Annotated in this window: 15 protein-coding genes; 8 read left to right on the top strand and 7 right to left on the bottom strand. The window is 65.4% G+C overall.

Going from position 1 to position 15516, the window contains the following annotated elements:
• Nucleotides 1-199 precede the first annotated feature (199 nt).
• Both HN018_RS20015 and HN018_RS20010 read left to right on the top strand, forming a co-directional pair.
• Complete coding sequence (locus tag HN018_RS20015) at nt 200-2080, top strand: putative bifunctional diguanylate cyclase/phosphodiesterase (RefSeq protein WP_171833698.1); 1881 nt, start codon at nt 200-202, stop codon at nt 2078-2080.
• 74 nt (nt 2081-2154) lie between these two features.
• Nucleotides 2155-2517: a DUF4440 domain-containing protein gene (locus HN018_RS20010; RefSeq protein ID WP_171833697.1), complete on the top strand. Its 363-nt coding sequence runs from the start codon at nt 2155-2157 to the stop codon at nt 2515-2517.
• Nucleotides 2518-2650: 133 nt separating this feature from the next.
• On the opposite strand, the gene HN018_RS20005 is transcribed toward HN018_RS20010, so the two are convergent.
• Complete coding sequence (locus tag HN018_RS20005; protein WP_171833696.1) at nt 2651-3748, bottom strand: AI-2E family transporter; 1098 nt, start codon at nt 3746-3748, stop codon at nt 2651-2653.
• An 83-nt stretch (nt 3749-3831) separates the two neighbouring features.
• Entirely contained in the window at nt 3832-4860 is a 1029-nt protein-coding gene (gene iolG / locus HN018_RS20000; protein WP_171833695.1) for an inositol 2-dehydrogenase, read from the bottom strand.
• Nucleotides 4861-5021: 161 nt separating this feature from the next.
• Between iolG and HN018_RS19995 the strand changes: the two genes are divergently transcribed.
• Together HN018_RS19995 and HN018_RS19990 are read left to right on the top strand one after the other, a co-directional pair.
• On the top strand, nt 5022-5939 hold the full coding sequence (locus tag HN018_RS19995; protein WP_239478846.1) for a MurR/RpiR family transcriptional regulator: 918 nt from the start codon (nt 5022-5024) through the stop codon (nt 5937-5939).
• A 68-nt stretch (nt 5940-6007) separates the two neighbouring features.
• Nucleotides 6008-7177 (top strand): Gfo/Idh/MocA family protein, encoded by a 1170-nt coding sequence (locus HN018_RS19990; RefSeq protein ID WP_171833694.1) that lies wholly within the window; start codon nt 6008-6010, stop codon nt 7175-7177.
• Between the two features lie 132 nt (nt 7178-7309).
• On the opposite strand, the gene HN018_RS19985 is transcribed toward HN018_RS19990, so the two are convergent.
• Nucleotides 7310-7783, bottom strand: coding sequence for an SRPBCC family protein (locus tag HN018_RS19985; protein WP_171833693.1), 474 nt, complete (start codon nt 7781-7783; stop codon nt 7310-7312).
• Between the two features lie 39 nt (nt 7784-7822).
• Nucleotides 7823-8686, bottom strand: a complete 864-nt coding sequence (locus tag HN018_RS19980; protein ID WP_171833692.1) for an SDR family oxidoreductase — start codon at nt 8684-8686, stop codon at nt 7823-7825.
• Between the two features lie 105 nt (nt 8687-8791).
• On the opposite strand from HN018_RS19980, the gene HN018_RS19975 reads away from it, so the two are divergent.
• On the top strand, nt 8792-9685 hold the full coding sequence (locus HN018_RS19975) for a LysR family transcriptional regulator (protein ID WP_171833691.1): 894 nt from the start codon (nt 8792-8794) through the stop codon (nt 9683-9685).
• 175 nt (nt 9686-9860) lie between these two features.
• On the top strand, nt 9861-10076 hold the full coding sequence (locus tag HN018_RS19970) for a DUF1127 domain-containing protein (protein WP_171833690.1): 216 nt from the start codon (nt 9861-9863) through the stop codon (nt 10074-10076).
• 63 nt (nt 10077-10139) lie between these two features.
• Here the strand turns inward: HN018_RS19970 and HN018_RS19965 are convergent, their stop codons facing one another.
• Genes HN018_RS19965 through HN018_RS19955 form a run of 3 tightly spaced genes read right to left on the bottom strand, consistent with a single transcriptional unit; the run spans nt 10140 to nt 13110 of the window.
• Nucleotides 10140-11099 (bottom strand): sugar ABC transporter substrate-binding protein, encoded by a 960-nt coding sequence (locus HN018_RS19965; RefSeq protein ID WP_171833689.1) that lies wholly within the window; start codon nt 11097-11099, stop codon nt 10140-10142.
• Between the two features lie 38 nt (nt 11100-11137).
• Nucleotides 11138-11956 carry an ATP-binding cassette domain-containing protein gene (locus HN018_RS19960; protein WP_171833688.1) on the bottom strand — a complete coding sequence of 273 codons (819 nt, stop codon included), beginning with the start codon at nt 11954-11956 and terminating at the stop codon, nt 11138-11140.
• 2 nt (nt 11957-11958) lie between these two features.
• A complete protein-coding gene (locus HN018_RS19955) occupies nt 11959-13110 on the bottom strand; it encodes an ABC transporter permease (protein ID WP_171833687.1) in 1152 nt (383 codons plus the stop codon).
• A 312-nt stretch (nt 13111-13422) separates the two neighbouring features.
• Here HN018_RS19955 and iolE point away from each other — a divergent pair, with 312 nt between their 5' ends.
• Complete coding sequence (gene iolE, locus HN018_RS19950) at nt 13423-14307, top strand: myo-inosose-2 dehydratase (RefSeq protein WP_171833686.1); 885 nt, start codon at nt 13423-13425, stop codon at nt 14305-14307.
• A gap of 332 nt (nt 14308-14639) precedes the next feature.
• Complete coding sequence (locus tag HN018_RS19945; protein ID WP_171833685.1) at nt 14640-14879, top strand: hypothetical protein; 240 nt, start codon at nt 14640-14642, stop codon at nt 14877-14879.
• The last annotated feature ends 637 nt before the right edge of the window (nt 14880-15516 follow it).

The following is a 15516-nucleotide window of genomic DNA, read 5'->3' as shown; positions in this document are numbered from 1 at the left end:
CCCTCTCGTGCGGATCGTAGACTACCGCCGGGGTAAGGTCGTTCTGGTGAAGCATCGACCAATACTTGGGAAGACCGTGGAGCGTCGATAGAAAGCCGTGAGTTTCCAGTACACTCTTCCTCAAACGCGCGCGCTTCGCTGGCTTATTGCATTTCCTGGTGTCGAGGACCCGGAAAAGCAATCCTGGCTTATCCAGATCATGTTCACGCGGACTTCGTCGTTTGTCGGGGCAGCGGTCAGCGAGCTGATCGTGGCGGCCATCGCGATCATTCTCCAGGGCACCGCGGTCTTTATCGCCTGGGCCACCGCGGGCTTCACCATTCTGGCCTGGCGCCTTGGGATCATCTTCATGGCACGGCGATCGGTGCGGCTTGGCCGCAGCGTGTCGGCCGGCTGGATGGCGGTCGGGAGCATCGTCTGGGCGATCGAACTCGGCTGTGGCGCCCTCATCTGCAACATGAGCGGCGTTCCGGCCCTGCAACTGCTTTCGGTCGCCTGCGTCGTGTCCACCGTATCCGGCCTGAGTGCCCGCAACTCGAGTACGCCTCGCCTGGCGGTGACGCAACTGGCCATCGGGATCGGTTTCACCTCTCTCGGGGCGGCCCTCGCACCGGAGCTCTGGATCAAGGTCCTGTTGCTCCAGGCGCCCTTCGTCGTCATCGGGCTGGGCAGCGTCTGCTGGCGATCCGGCCGGGACCTCGTCTCGATGCTGGATGCCCAGCAGAAGAACGCCGAGCTGGCGCGTCGCGACATGCTGACCGGCTTGTCCAACCGGGTCCGGGTCAACGAGGAACTCCAGGCATTGCTGGTCGATGCCCCTCCCGATTCGATTTTCGCGTTGATCTGGATCGACCTGGACGGCTTCAAGGCGATCAACGACACGCTCGGCCATGCGGCCGGCGACGTTGTGCTGGTCGAGACCGGACGACGCCTGCTGGAGGTCTGCATGCCTGTCGAGGGGAGGGCAGCCCGGTCCGTCGCGCGCCTGGGTGGCGACGAGTTCCTGATCATCCTGCCACAGGGGGAGCGTGACGAAGCGCTGCGTCTGGCGGAGGCGCTGGCTGCGTCCATCAGGATCCCGCACATCCTCCGCAATGCGCCGGACGTGCGCCTCGACGCCAGCATCGGCATCTCGCTGTTTCCCGAGCACGGCGACAATGCCGATGCATTGCTCGCCGCTGCGGACCGGGCCCTGTATGCGGTCAAGGCGTCGGGCAGAGCGCGCGTGCTGGTGTATGACCCGCTCCTGCATGCGGGAGAGGACGACCTCATTCAATTCCGCAGCGAACTGGCCAAGGCCCTGGGCGAGGGCGAGAACCAGCTTCAGCTCTACTACCAGCCGATCGTTAGGCTCTCCGATGGCAAGGTGACCGACCGGGAAGCACTCGTGCGCTGGAATCACCCCAAACGCGGGCTGGTGAGTCCCGGTAGCTTCATCCCGATGGCAGAGGCGAGCGGGCTGATCGTTCCCCTGGGCGAATGGGTGCTGCGCCAGGCGTGTGCTGACGCGGCCACCTGGGCCGACAACGTCAAGGTCGCGGTGAACGTTTCGCCGTTCCAGTTGCGCAGCGAGCGGCTGACCTCGGTGGTGGTCCAGGCGCTCGATCAGGCCGGCTTGTCACCGGCACGGCTGGCGATCGAGATCACCGAAACCGCGATGCTCGGCCAGGAGGGGACGACCAGCCACACCATGCGCCAGCTGCGCGAACTCGGCATCGAGGTGGTGCTCGATGATTTCGGGACCGGGTTCTCGTCCCTGTCCAACCTCTGCTCCTTCGTCTTCGACCGCATCAAGATCGACGGCTCCTTCGTGAAGGAAGCGTTGCACCGGCGCGACTGTGCGGCGGTCATCCATGCCACGGTGGAACTGGCTCGCCAGTTGGGGATTCCGACCACCGCCGAGTGCGTCGAGACGCCGGAACAGCTGGAGTTCGTGCGCGCCTGCGGCTGCAGCGAGGTGCAGGGCTACCTCCTGGGAAGACCGGAACCTGCCCCGGGGATGTTCACCCAGATGGCCAGCCTTCCGGCGAATCTGCGGATGGCACCACCTGTTCTCGTCCCGGTTGCCATCGCCCACTGAAAACGCTTTCGCGAGCCTGTGAAAACGATCCGTCCCGTGTGGCGATAGCATCGCGTAACCAGGGATGCATGACGATGGACGATGGACGGGTCTGGAGCTTCGAGGAAAGCCTGTGGGTGGGTGATGCCGAGCATTATCGCGCGTCGATCGACGACGAGTGCCTGATGGTGTTGCCGGCACCGCCATTCGTGATGAGCGGCCAGCAGGCGATCGAGGCCGTCTCGGCGACCCCGCGCTGGTCGAAGGTGGAACTGTCCGAACGCCAGGTGGCACGCCCGCAGGAGGGGATGATCGTCATCGCCTACAAGGCACGCGCGGAACGCGACGGAGTCACGCCGTACGAGGCGCACTGCACCTCGACCTATCGCCGGCTGGCTCACGAGGAATGGCGGGTCGTACAGCACCAGCAGACACCGCCGCTGCTCGCCAGCCCCTGAACTAAAGGCCTTCAGCAGTCGCTGGCGCCGGGCCTACGCGTTCCTGGGCAGCAGGGACGTCAGCAGAAAAGCCGGGGACGAAGTTTTGATCGTCCCCGGCACTTCTGCCCTCACTGCAGTCAGTTACCATCGGTCAGACGTGGTCGTTCTGATCCAGCGGCTTGGTTGCCTTCGTCATGACCGCCAGGATCGCGGCCGTCAGCGGGGTCGCGAAGATCAACCCGGGAATGCCGAGGATCGACCCGAACGCGGTCTGGGACAGGATGGTCAGGCCGGGCGGCAGATGCACGGCGCGGTTCTGGATCAGGGGCGCCATTACGTTTCCCTCGAAGCCCTGGATGACCAAGTACAGGATCGTCGTCTCGATGCCGGTGGTGGCACCAAGCGAGAAGGCGATGACGATCGCCGGGATCGCGCCGATGATCGCACCGATATACGGCACGAAGTTGAACAGCCCGGCCAGTACGCCGAGTGCCAGTGCCAGCGGCACGCCGATGATCCAGAGCCCGACGCCGGACAGGATGCCGACCACCAGCATATCGAGCGCCTGGCCGGCGCTCCATGACCAGAGTGCCGAGCCGGCGGCAAGGCACAGTTCCTTGGCCTTCGGGCGATGCTTCTCCGCGACCAGGCGCAGTGCGCCGTTCACGTAGGTTGCCGGTGCCGCCGCCAAATAGAGGCCGGCGATGATGACCACGACGATGGTGCCGAACAGGCCGAACAGCGAGCCCAGGAAACCGGCGACCGAGCCCGCCAGGCCGGACGGTACGCCCGGGCTTCCGCCTCCCTCCTTGTCGCCGCCCATGGAACTCGGCACTTGCTGCAGCGCGAGTTGGCCCCATTGGGTGCGATCGAGACGGTCGTGGATCCCATGCGACTGCTCTATCAGCGCCTGCTTCAGCTTGACCACCTGATCGCCGAGACCCGGGCCGACCAGCAGCACGAAGCCGACCAGCAGACCAGCCAGGCCGAGTATGACGATGGTCAGCGACAGCCAGAACGGCATCCGGGTGAAGCGCTGCAGCAGCTTGGCGATCCCGTGCAGAATCACCGCGAACAGTGCCGAGGCGAACACCACCGTCAGCACGTCCTTGAGCAGCCAGACCGCGAGGATCACCACGGTCGCAGCCAGGGTCAGCCGGAGCAGGCCATAGATCTTGGACTGGGTGACGGCCCGTGGTTCGGATCGTGCGTCTTCATCCGCAGGGTATGATGGCAGCGGGATATTCATCGAGTGGTCTTTCTCGTGACCGTCTCGCAACGGCGTTGGAAGAAGCGGCATTCCGTTACGGTCGAGATCCGGCGTGCCGCTCGTCAACGCATCATGCTGTCGAGAGCTTCGCCGGCCACCTGGTCGAGGCGGACGCTGCGGCCGGTGCTGTGGCTGGTCGCAGCCGCGTCGGCAAGACGCAGGGCCTCGAGACCGTCGGAAAAGCCGGGTGTCGGCCTGGTATGCGTCTCCACGGCGGTGACGAAGTGCGAGATCTCGGCGGCATAGGCGTCGGTGTAGCGCTGGATGAAGAAGTGCAGGATCGGGTCGCGGCAGGCGGTACGGTCGGCGAGATGCGCCTCGACCGTGGTCTCGCGCTGGTTGCCGGCCAGCAGCATGCCCTTCTCGCCGAACACCTCCAGCCGCTGGTCGTAGCCATAGGCGCAGCGGCGGCTGTTGTTGATATGGACCAGCGCCCCGGAGGCGGCCCGCAGCGTTACCATGGCGGCGTCTATGTCGCCGGCTTCGCCGATCCCGGGATCCACCAGCACCGCGCCGAGCGCGGACACCTCGACGATGTCGCCGACCAGGGAGCGCGCCATGTCGAAATCGTGGATCATCATGTCGTGGAACAGGCCGCCCGAGCCCCTGATGTAGGAGAGCGGCGGCGGTGCCGGATCGCGGCTGCTGATCACCACCTGCTCGACCCTGCCGATCTCGCCCGCCTCGACGCGACGGCGCAGTGCCGCGAACGTCGGATCGAAGCGGCGGTTGAACCCGATCATGACGATCGGATCGAACCCGGCGATCTCGTCCCGGCATTGCAGCACCCGCTCGATGTCCAGGTCGATCGGCTTCTCGCACAGGATCGCCTTGCCGGCGCGGGCAGCCTCGATGATCAGCGGGACATGCGTCGCGGTCGGGGTGGCGATCAGCACGGCATCGACCTTGGGATCGGACAGTGCCTCGGCGGTGGAGGCCGCGCGGCGGACGCCGAGGGCCTGGGCGGTGGCATTGGCCGCCTCGTCCATGATGTCGAACACGGAAACCAGCTCGACGCCCGGGTGGCGGGCCAGGTTGGCAGCATGCATCCGGCCGATACGGCCGCAGCCGAGAACAGTGAAGCGAACCATGACGATGTCCTTGGGGTCGGGAAACGATTCTGGTGCGGCGTCGCCAGCCGCAACCCGTTCTGGCATGCTGGGCAGCATGTCGGGATGGAACAGACCCGGTTAGTTGGTCTATCACTGGAAATTACATTCCGTTCGCCTCGGAGCTTTGTCAACGATGCCGCATGATGGATAACGAGCAGGAGCCGCCTCCCGGCCGGCCGGAGGATCTGGGAGCCGGTACCGACGCCGGAGCCGATATTCCGCGCGATTTCAAAAGTCTGCGCGCCCTGATCGTGGCCCGGCGGGACATGCTGCCGAAGCGGCTGGTGCAGGTTGCCGACTTCGCCGTGGATCACCCGCAGGAGATCGCCTTCGGCCGTGTCACCGACCTCGCGGCACAAGCCGGCGTCCAGCCATCCACCCTGGTGCGGTTTGCCCAGACCCTCGGCTATTCCGGGTTCTCGGATCTGCAGGCGGTGTTCAGGGCGCATGCGCGGCAGCGCTGGCCGGACTATCGGGAAAGGCTGGAAACGCTGGCTTCCGGCGAGCAGTCGCACGGCGCCGACCCGGTCTCGTTGCTGCACGGCTTCGTGCATGCCGCCCAGGTGTCGCTCGATCATCTGGAACAGACGGTCGACCGGCAGGCGCTGGAACGGGCCGTCCAGCTGCTGTCCGAGGCGCGCTCGATCAGCCTGGTCGGTAACCGCCGGGTCTACCCGGTGGCGCTCTATCTCGCCTACGCACTGCGCAAGCTCGGCATCCGCTGCGAGCTGATCGACAATGCCGGCGGCCTGGGCCACCGGCAGATCGAGCTGCTCGATCGCACGGACGTCGTGCTGGCTGTCAGCTTCACCCCGTATGCCGCGGAAACGCTCGACCTGTCGTCCGCGGCGGCGCGGCGTGGCGCCCGGGTGGTGGCCATCACCGACAGCCCGTTCTCGCCGCTGACCCAGCTTGCGGAAACCTGGCTGGAAGTGGCCGAGACCGACCATGCCGGGTTCCGCTCGCTGTCCGCCACCTTCGTGCTGGCGACCACGCTGGCGGTGGCGCTGGGCGAGCGGCGGGTGCACCTCGCATCGGACAATGACGAAAAGGAATAGAATTTCCACTTCAAAGGGTGATTGGAATGTCCTAGGGCTTGGCGAATAACGTCGAGAGGGATTGGGTCATGCAGGTGATCGAACGAGGTCGTGGCATCGGGATCGGACTGATCGGCAGCGGCTTCATGGGCAGGGCTCATGCCCTGGCCTTCCGGAATGTCGGCGGCGTGTTTCCGCTGGCGGTGCAGCCGAGGCTCGAGATCCTGGCCGACACACCCGAACAGCGGGCGATCGAGGCGGCGACGTCGTTCGGCTTCGCCAGGGCGACCGGGGACTGGACCGAGCTTGTACGTGACCCGGCCATCGACCTGGTCGCCATCACGACCCCGAACCGGCTGCACGCGCCGATCGCGCTGGCGGCGATCGAGGCCGGCAAGCACGTCTATTGCGAGAAGCCGCTGGCGACCACGCTGGCGGACGCGATCGCGATGGAAGGTGCTGCGAAGGCCGCCGGCATCGTCACCATGGTCGGTTTCAACTACCTGAAGAACCCGATCATCGATACCGCGCGCGAGATCGTGCGGTCCGGGGAGATCGGCGAGATCACCGGCTTTCGCGGCATCCATGCCGAGGATTTCATGGCCGACCCCGAGGCGCAGTTCTCCTGGCGTTGCGAGCCGGAACAGGCGGGCGGAGCGCTGGCGGATATCGGCAGCCACATCCTGTCGATGGCGCGCAGCCTGCTCGGCGAGGTGGAGAGCGTGTGCGGCCGGCTGGACACCATCCACGGCGAGCGGCCGTTGCCGGACGGCAGCCGACGCGCCGTCGGGGTCGATGACCAGGCCAACATGCTGGTCCGGTTCGCCGGCAGGCCGTTCACGGCCAGCATCAGCGCGAGCTGGCTCGCCAGCGGCCGGGACATGCAGCTTGCCTTCGAGATCAGCGGCACCCGGGGGGCGCTGTCCTTCACCCAGGAGCGGTTCAACGAGCTGCGCTTCTACAAGACCGGCCAGCCGACCGGCCGCAAGGGCTTCACCACGATCAATGCAGGGCCCGCGCATGGCGACTACGCGGCATTCTGCCCGGCACCCGGCCATCAGATCGGCTTCAACGACCTCAAGACGATCGAGGTGCGTCGCCTGCTCGATGCGGTGGCGGGCAAGGCGCCCAGCGACGCCGACTTCGGCGATGCGCTGATGATCACCCGGGTGATGGAGGCGGTCCGGCTATCGTCGCAACGGCAGCGCTGGGTCGCGCTGAGCGAGATCGACGGTGCCCTGTCCAGCCGCTCGCAATGATGCTTGCCCGCGGATGGCGGACACCGGTGGATCGGCGACCTTCGGCTGCGGCCAGGGTAAGTGCGGGAGCGGGCGTTTGTCCCAACCGGGCCGCCCGCCATCCGGCACCCGACCGGACTTCCGCGCAGGTCGTCAGAGCTTGCCGTCGGCAACCAGCTCGCGGGTGCGCTTCAACGTCGACAGGAGAGCGGCCTTGTAGCCATTGTCGCTGTCGAACTGGGTCTGCTCGGCCTGCTCGGCGCGGCCGTTCGGCTCTTTGCCGCGCAAGCCGAGGTAGCAGTAGAATTTCAGATGGAGCCCGCCTGCTTCATCCTCGAACAGCTCGTTGATGATCGCGCCTTCGCGCGGGCCGGTCGCCTGAAAGAAGGTGACCTTGCTGCCGGGTTCAAGGGTGATGATCTCACGCAGATCGACGCCGCCGATCGTGGCGTCCCGGACAAGGTGGGTCGCGCTGTCCTCGGCAACATCGCAACGGGTGCAGAGGCCAGGTGGGAGAAAGAGGCGGGCATCGCGCGCCTTGAGCTCCAGGCCCTTCCAGGCCTGCGCTCGGGACAGCGGGGTTTCGCCTTCCGGGTTCACCGGAACGGTGGCGGTCGAGTAGATCATGGCAGGTCTCCGGAGTCGGGATGATGTCGGGCGCGAGGCTCAGGCGGCGATCTGAGCGACGAAATCGCGGTAGGAGCGCAGCTTCCGGCCCAGCAGAGTGGTCAGGCGATCGACGTCGCCGGCATCGGGAACCATGCCGTCCGTGATGAAGCGCTCCGCCATCAGCCGCATGTCGAGTGCCATCCAGCTCGGCATGAACTGTCGCAGGTTCTGCTCGAATGCAGCTGTGTCTTCGCCGTGGTAGGTGATCTGGCGGCCGAGGACTTCCGTCCAGATTGCGGCGACGCCGGTGCCCGTCAGCGTATCCGGACCGACCACGTTGAAGCGGCTGAGCGGAAGCGGCGTGGCAGACTGTTCGCGGCGGATCAACTCGAGGGCGGCAATTTCGCCGACGTCGCGAACGTCGACCATGGCCAGGCCTTTGCTGCCGATCGGCATCGGGTAGATGCCGTGGCCCGTCACCACGTCCTTGATCGTGATGTCGTTGTTCATGAAGTAGGCCGGGCGCAGGATGGTGGCGTTCATCCCCATCTGCTCGATCATCCGCTCGACGCCGAACTTGCCTGCGAAGTGCGGCACGTTCACGTACACCTCGCTGTGGATGACCGAGAGGTAGACGATCCGCTCGATCCCCGCCTCGCGGGCCAGGGCAAGCGCGACCAGGGCCTGGGTATATTCGTCGGGCACTACCGCATTGAGCAGGAACAAGGTGGACACGCCCGAGAAAGCGCTGCGGAGCGCATCGACGTCGAGCAGGTCGCCCTGGACGACCGTGACGCCGGCGGGGAAAGCGGCCTTCGCTGGGTTTCGCACGAGGGCACGGACGTCGGCGCCGCGGTTGACGAGCTGTTCGACCACGTTGCGGCCGATGTTGCCGGTGGCGCCGGTGACGAGGATGGTCATTTGGAAACTCCTGAGGCTTGCCTGGATGGCAGAACCTCAATTTAGCGATCCACGGCGAAGCCAATAGACGCTATATCGAGACCCATCGTCTCATGGGTGGAACACATGGACCTGCTTGCGCTCGCCGACTTCAACCTGGTGGCCCGTCATGGCGGGTTCGGGAAAGCGGCCCGTGCGGCCGGGCGTCCGAAGGCAACGCTGTCCCGGCGGGTTGCCGAACTGGAGGCCAGCCTCGGCCTGCGCCTGTTCGAACGCGGCGCGCGGGACCTGAAGCTCACCGAGGAAGGACGCGCGCTGTCGGGGCGGACAACAGTGTTGCTGACCGAGATCGACGAGACGGCGGCGGCGATCGCGTCGGGTGGTGGAAGGCCGCGAGGGAGGCTGCGGATCAGCGCGCCGCTGCTGTTCTCGCAGATGGCGATGGGCCGGCTGGCCGCTGCTTTCGCACTGAAATACCCGGAGATCAGACTCGAGGTGACGACGGAGGATCGCGCCGTCGACATGATCGAGGAGGGCTGCGATCTCGCGATCCGCGTCAACCCGGATCCGGATGAGGCCCTGGTCGGCCGTATTTTCCTGCACGACCGCCTCGTGGTCGCGGCCAGCCCGCTTCTAGCCCGGCCTGCGGGCGACGTCGCCGTACCCGCGGTGATACGGGGCGCAGCCGACCGCACCACGGCCTGGACCGTGACCACGCGCATGGGACCGGCCAGCATCCCGATCGATCCGGTCCTCTGCCTGTCCTCCCTGGTCATGGTGCGTGACGCGGTGCGGGCGGGCGTCGGTGCGGGGCGGTTGCCCGTGTCGCTCGTCGGCCACGACCTGAGTGCCGGCACCCTGGTGCATTGGGGGGATATCGAAGAATCGAACATTACCGTGTGGGCGCTCTATCCCTCCCGTCGGCTGCTCAGCGCCCGGGTATCCGCGTTCCTCGACCACCTCAAGGCGGCGTTCCCAACCGGGTCTCCCGACGAATTGGCGGCCTACATCGTCGCCTAGCGACGGATGGTCCCTGGTCCCGGCGACGCGATCATCTCGGCTCGCCACCGATCATGTGCCCGCCATGACAGGACGCTACAGCTTTGTGACAACTTATGGTGCGGTGCACAAAACGCTTGAGTTCGTCCGCGAAGGGGATATATTGCAGTGCACAATACCTTTGGAGCTTACCCCCATGGCTCACGTCACTTCCTTCGCTCCCCGCTCCACCATCGACCTCTCGTTGCTCGTCCGCGGCATGGGTCAGGATGTGAGCGCCTTCCTGATGCAGCGCCGCGAGCAGCGTCGGATCCGCCGGGAGCTTCACGCCTACTCCGATCGCGAGCTGGGCGACCTCGGCTTCAGCCGTGGCGACATCGCCGATGTCGCTGCCGGTCGCCTTCGCCGCTGACCTTCCAGACGCTTCGGCCCGGCATAGTCCGCCGAGCCGGTTCGTGACTTCAGTCGAGGTTCGCTAGCGGATCGACTGGCTCGACAGCGCAATGACCTTTCCGGCCTGGTCCTTGCGGATCAGGCTCGGGCCGGTCGCGATATCGCCCGCCGGCAGCAGGCCGTATTTAGCCTTCTGCGCTAGGAACAGTACCGGCAGGTAGCCCTGCAGATACGGTTGCTGATCAACGACGAACAAGGCCGTTCCGTCCTCGACATCCTTGAGCATGCCCGGCGACAGGTCGAACGACGCGACATTGACCTTGCCGGTCCGGCCGAGGTCGTGCACCGCTTCGACTGCGGTCTCGCCGACGACTGTCGCGTTCAACCCGATCACCGTGTCGATCGACGGATCGGAGCGTAGTGTCGCCTCGATCTTCGACTTGGCGGTCGCTGGATCGAGTTCGGTCGGCAGCACCTTGGTCGATCCGCCGAAACCCTCGGCGAAGCCCGCGCATCGATCGTCGAGCGCTGAGTTGCCGACCTCATGGTTCACGCAGATCGCCTTCTTGCCGCCGGCCGCTTCCATCGCCTTGCCCGCTGCGATACCGGCGCTTCGCTCGTCCTGCCCGACATTGATGGTGATCCCGACCTTGTGCGCCGTCGATGGCGCTCCGTTGGTGGCGATCATCGGGATCCCCTGCGCCAGCGCCGCATGGATCGGCCCTGACAACGCATCGGCGTCCGGGATCGTCGTGATGATGCCGTCCGGATGCTGGTTGGTGGCGGCGGTGAGCAGGTTCGCCATCTGCGTCATGTCGAAGTTCTGCGGCTGCCGGACCTCGAGGTGGATGCCCATCTGCTTGGCCGCATCCTGGGCACCGCGCTTGATGACGTTGTGGAACGGGTCTGCGGCCTGGCCGTGATCGACCAGGATGATGGTGATTTCTTTATCTGCCGCGCGCGCCGCTGCGATGGGCAACGCCGCCGCTACCGTCAGAGCAAGTGCCGGCGCGATCAGGGCGGCCGTATGGAAGCGTTTCATCCCGGTATTCCTTGTTGATTGTCGAACCGGCTGATTGTTCAGACGGTGCCGTTCAGGTCGGTGGAGAGTTCCTGCAGCTCCTTGCCGCCGGCCATCAGGGTCTGCAGGGCGTCCATCTGGATCTCGTTCTTGGCGAACGTGCCCAGCGTGCGGCCACGCTTGAGGACCGTGAAGCTGTCACCGACCGCATAGGCATGTCGTACGTTGTGGGTGATGAAGATCACGCCAAGGCCTTTTGCCTTCACCAGGTTGATGTAGCGCAGCACCATCGATGTCTGTGCCACGCCGAGCGCCGATGTCGGCTCGTCCAGGATCAGCACCTTGGCGCCGAAATACACCGCGCGAGCGATGGCGACGCACTGCCGCTCGCCACCGGACAAGGTGCCGACCGCCTGGTCGGGATCGCGCACGTCGATGCCGATGCGGCGCATCTCGTCATGCGTGACATGCCGGCACTGCTCGAAATCGACCCGGCGGAACGGGAACATGCCCTTTGTCGGCTCGCGGCCCATGAAGAAATTGCGGGTCACCGACATCAGCGGGATCATTGCGAGATCCTGGAACACCGTGGCGATGCCGGCATTGAGTGCGTCGCGAGGCCCCGCGAAATGCCTGGCCTTTCCATCGACCAAAAAATGCCCGGAGCTTGGCTGGTGTACGCCGGACAGGGTCTTGATCAGGGTCGACTTACCGGCACCGTTATCGCCCAGGAGGCAAAGCACCTCACCGGCCCGCACGACCAGCGATACGCCGGCCAGTGCGATGACGTGGCCGAAATCCTTGCGTATGTCACGGATCTCGATGAGCGGCGTATCGGCGTTGTCCGGGGGCGTGCCCGGCACGTGAGCCTGGTCCATGCTCAGCGCTCCCCGGTAATTCTGCGGCGCAGGCCGTTGTTGAAGATCACGGCGATCAGCAGCATCGCGCCCAGGAACACCTGGAACCAGTCGCTGTCGAAGTTGGTGTAGCTGAGGCCGATCGATACGATCCCGAAAATGATCGAGCCGAAGAAGGCGCCGATCGCCGACCCGTAGCCGCCGGTCAGCAGGCAGCCGCCGATGACCGCGGCGATCACCGCCTGGAACTCCTTCTGGGTGCCTCGCATCGCGTCGGTGGAGCCGGCATCCATCACCGTCAGCACCGCCACCAGGGCGGCCGAGCAGGCGGTCAGCACGAACAGGATGGTCTTCACCCCATCCACCGGCACGCCGGAATTGCGTGCGGCGTTCGCATCGCCGCCGCTGGCGAAGATCCAGTTGCCGAACTTGGTGCGCAGCAGGCACCAGGTGATGGCGGCGGTGATGATCACGAACCAAACCACCGCGATCGGCACGCCGGGTGCCGCCGGCGAACCGTCCGGCAACTGCTCGATGATGTGGTGCGCGGCCATCCACCTGAACAAGCCGCCGAACGCGTTGCCGGAAAACAGCGGCGTCAGCACGCTGTTCTCGCTGGCGGCGCGGAAGCCGCGCATCTGCGTGCTGCCGCCGGTGGCAAGCTTGAGCCCGACCAGCGACAGGCCGCGCAGGATGAACAGGAAGGCAAGGGTGACGATGAAGGAGGGCAGCCGGGTCCGGATCACGATCTGCCCGTTCAGTGCCCCGACCAGGCCCGCCACCACCAGCGTCGCCAGGATCGCCAGCCCGAGCGGCAGGTGAAACTGGATCAGGGCAATACCGAATATCAGTCCGGCGAAGGCGATCATCGAGCCGATCGACAGGTCGAACTCTCCGCCGATCATCAGCAGCGCCGCGGTGACCGCGATGATGCCGAGCTGGGCGGACGGGTTGAGGATCGTCATCAGCCCGTTGAGGGTGAACATCGAGCCGCTGGCCGTCACCGCAAAGAACGCGACGACCAGGATCAGCCCGCCGATCGCGCCGAGTTCCGGCCGGCGCATCAGCTTGACCGTGAACGAGGTCTGGCGAAGCCGCTCGTCCTTGCTGGTCGGCGCCGGCGCGTTGGGCGGAGCGGCGGTCGAGGCTTCAGGCGTGATCTGGACGGTGTTCATGCGCGGATATCTCTGCACCGTGGTGTCCGGTTGCGACGTGCTCCACGACTGATCATGGGTCTTCCTGTTCGCGAGGACGCCGCACGACAAGTGCTGGCTGAATTTAGAAAGAATTTTCCGTATTTGGATAACATTGTCAATTACAGGTGCGCCACTTCGCCGATTACTCTGCATGTTTTGCAACGCACAAAAAACCTATAGAATGATGTTTCTACAGGGACGTTATATTGGAACGGTTGTGTGGGACCAGAAAATCCCACATGACCTTGCTTCCTTCTCCATAATCCTGCGCCAGCAGCGAGGACGACACATATGACGATCCGTATCGGCACCAATCCGATCGCCTGGTCTAACGACGACATGCAGGATCTGGGCGGCCGGACGCCGCTGCGGACCTGCCTCGCCGAGGCGCGCGAGGCGGGATACGAGGGGATCGAGCTGGGTCACAAGTTCCCGCGCGACGCAGGTGCGCTGACGGCGGAACTGGCGCCGTTCAGACTGGCCTGTGTGTCCGGCTGGTATTCGTCGGAACTTCTGCTGCGCGATGCCGCGACCGAGCTGCGCCATGCACGGCCGCATCTCGACCTGCTGAAGGCGATGGGGTCGCCGGTGATGATCGTCGCCGAGACCTCGAACGCCATCCATTCCGATCGCGCGATCCCGGTTTCGCGCCGGCCGACGCTTCGGTCCGAGGAGTGGATACGATTCGGTGCCAGGCTGACAGAGTTCGCCGAGGCGCTGCTGAGCGAGGGCGTCCGACTGGTGTATCACCACCACATGGGCACGGTGGTGGAATCCGAGGCCGATATCGACGCGCTGATGTCCCGTACCGGCGAGGCGGTGCATCTGCTGCTAGATACCGGGCACGCGACCTGGGGCGGGGCCGATCCGGCCGTGCTCGCCGCGCGCTACCGCGACCGGATCAGCCATGTGCACACCAAGGACATCCGGCCGGACGTGCGTCGCGAGGCCGAGGCGAACGACTGGAGCTTCCTCGATAGCGTGCTGGCCGGCGTCTATACCGTGCCGGGTGACGGCTGCATCGACTTCGTTGCCATGTTCCGCGCGTTGCGGGGTTACTCGGGCTGGGTGGTGGTCGAGGCCGAGCAGGACCCGGCCAAGGCCGATCCGCTCACCTATGCCAGGCTCGGCTACCGCAACCTGACCGGATTCCTGGCCGAGGCGGGACTGCGCTGACCCCCTGAACCCGGCCGTCCCGCCGCCGGCCCTCAGAATCAGGCGACTTGGATTGAGATAATCCGGCTGGCCGGGATGACATTTACGGTGGAATGCCGCCATAAGCCGCTGACGAGCCGCGTCCAGCGATCAGGACGCCTGATCGATCCGTCAAACGTCCGGGGATCCAGGATACGGGGCTGATGTGCCTTGCATTGCAAACAGGCGACATCGCCGGGATGCAGACGAAAGCCTCAGCGACCATGTCACATTCATAGTTCGTAATGCCGGGCGACGGGTCGCGATAGCGCCGATGTGGCCATACCGGGCGGTGCGCCCAGGAGAGACAGATCATGGTTAGACGTCACAAAGAGGAAGAAATCGCCGGCATCCTCGAGTTCGAGGGTCGCACCAGCGAGGACCCGATCCTGCTGGAGTGGCTGGCCGATCATCGCGCTCGCAATGGCGGCAAGATCCGCGTCAGCCAGGGTGGCAAGGGTGCCCGCGTCATGTTCAGCAAGGCGGCCGACATGGCGTTCTGGCAGCAGCGGTCGGACCAGGTGACCAAGAGTCGCAAGCCCGGCGCGTCCTGAGCTTCGCCTCGGCGGCGAGGTGGCGGCCGGGTCGGATCCGGACGCCGCCTCGCATCGAGCGGTCGAACTAGCGGCAAACGATCTCTGAGAATGCCGCAGCCCTGATCCCGGGCGATGTGGTCGCCCATCCGGTCCCGTCAAGTCGCTATCATAATATGGACGTTGGCATCCCGGATGCATCGGTCCAGGCTGATCCCGGCCAAAAGCAACGTCTGCCGCCCCGGTCCGCCGTCACTTCGTGACGGGCAGCAGCGGCAGTCGAGCCCTTAGGCGTCCGGTCGGGCGCCCTGGTGAATCCACGCAAGGCGACATCTCTTCGAAATCGAGGGCCGGACCAGATACGCTGTCTGCGCAGAGACTCGCCGATTGTTACAGTGAAAAGAGCCGAGTGCGGGCGCGGCCGGCACCGCGCAGAGTCCATGCCGTCCGCCAAATCATTCCGCCTGGCGAGCGTTGTCATGCAACGGTCATGTTACTGCAACAGAGACGCCATGGCTGAGAGATAAAAGCCGCCGCGTCCGCAGGCTATTGTAATGCGGCCTCATCCCGAAGGAAATCGATCGATGCGCTCCACGTCGACGCCGGCCCATACCAAGCAGGCTCCCTCATTCAGGCTTGCCCTGTCCGGCTGTGCCGC

The organism is Lichenicola cladoniae (assembly GCF_013201075.1).
Taxonomy (GTDB): Bacteria; Pseudomonadota; Alphaproteobacteria; order Acetobacterales; family Acetobacteraceae; genus Lichenicola; species Lichenicola cladoniae.
This window is presented reverse-complemented; position numbering and strand designations above follow the sequence as displayed.

What these genes read in the sequence shown, in the direction of transcription:
- HN018_RS20015 (WP_171833698.1), top strand. Translation starts at nt 200, where the DNA reads ATGTTCACGCGGACTTCGTCGTTTGTCGGGGCAGCGGTCAGCGAGCTG.
- HN018_RS20010 (WP_171833697.1), top strand. Translation starts at nt 2,155, where the DNA reads ATGGACGATGGACGGGTCTGGAGCTTCGAGGAAAGCCTGTGGGTGGGT.
- HN018_RS20005 (WP_171833696.1), bottom strand. Translation starts at nt 3,748, where the DNA reads ATGAATATCCCGCTGCCATCATACCCTGCGGATGAAGACGCACGATCC.
- iolG (WP_171833695.1), bottom strand. Translation starts at nt 4,860, where the DNA reads ATGGTTCGCTTCACTGTTCTCGGCTGCGGCCGTATCGGCCGGATGCAT.
- HN018_RS19995 (WP_239478846.1), top strand. Translation starts at nt 5,022, where the DNA reads ATGATGGATAACGAGCAGGAGCCGCCTCCCGGCCGGCCGGAGGATCTG.
- HN018_RS19990 (WP_171833694.1), top strand. Translation starts at nt 6,008, where the DNA reads ATGCAGGTGATCGAACGAGGTCGTGGCATCGGGATCGGACTGATCGGC.
- HN018_RS19985 (WP_171833693.1), bottom strand. Translation starts at nt 7,783, where the DNA reads ATGATCTACTCGACCGCCACCGTTCCGGTGAACCCGGAAGGCGAAACC.
- HN018_RS19980 (WP_171833692.1), bottom strand. Translation starts at nt 8,686, where the DNA reads ATGACCATCCTCGTCACCGGCGCCACCGGCAACATCGGCCGCAACGTG.
- HN018_RS19975 (WP_171833691.1), top strand. Translation starts at nt 8,792, where the DNA reads ATGGACCTGCTTGCGCTCGCCGACTTCAACCTGGTGGCCCGTCATGGC.
- HN018_RS19970 (WP_171833690.1), top strand. Translation starts at nt 9,861, where the DNA reads ATGGCTCACGTCACTTCCTTCGCTCCCCGCTCCACCATCGACCTCTCG.
- HN018_RS19965 (WP_171833689.1), bottom strand. Translation starts at nt 11,099, where the DNA reads ATGAAACGCTTCCATACGGCCGCCCTGATCGCGCCGGCACTTGCTCTG.
- HN018_RS19960 (WP_171833688.1), bottom strand. Translation starts at nt 11,956, where the DNA reads ATGGACCAGGCTCACGTGCCGGGCACGCCCCCGGACAACGCCGATACG.
- HN018_RS19955 (WP_171833687.1), bottom strand. Translation starts at nt 13,110, where the DNA reads ATGAACACCGTCCAGATCACGCCTGAAGCCTCGACCGCCGCTCCGCCC.
- iolE (WP_171833686.1), top strand. Translation starts at nt 13,423, where the DNA reads ATGACGATCCGTATCGGCACCAATCCGATCGCCTGGTCTAACGACGAC.
- HN018_RS19945 (WP_171833685.1), top strand. Translation starts at nt 14,640, where the DNA reads ATGGTTAGACGTCACAAAGAGGAAGAAATCGCCGGCATCCTCGAGTTC.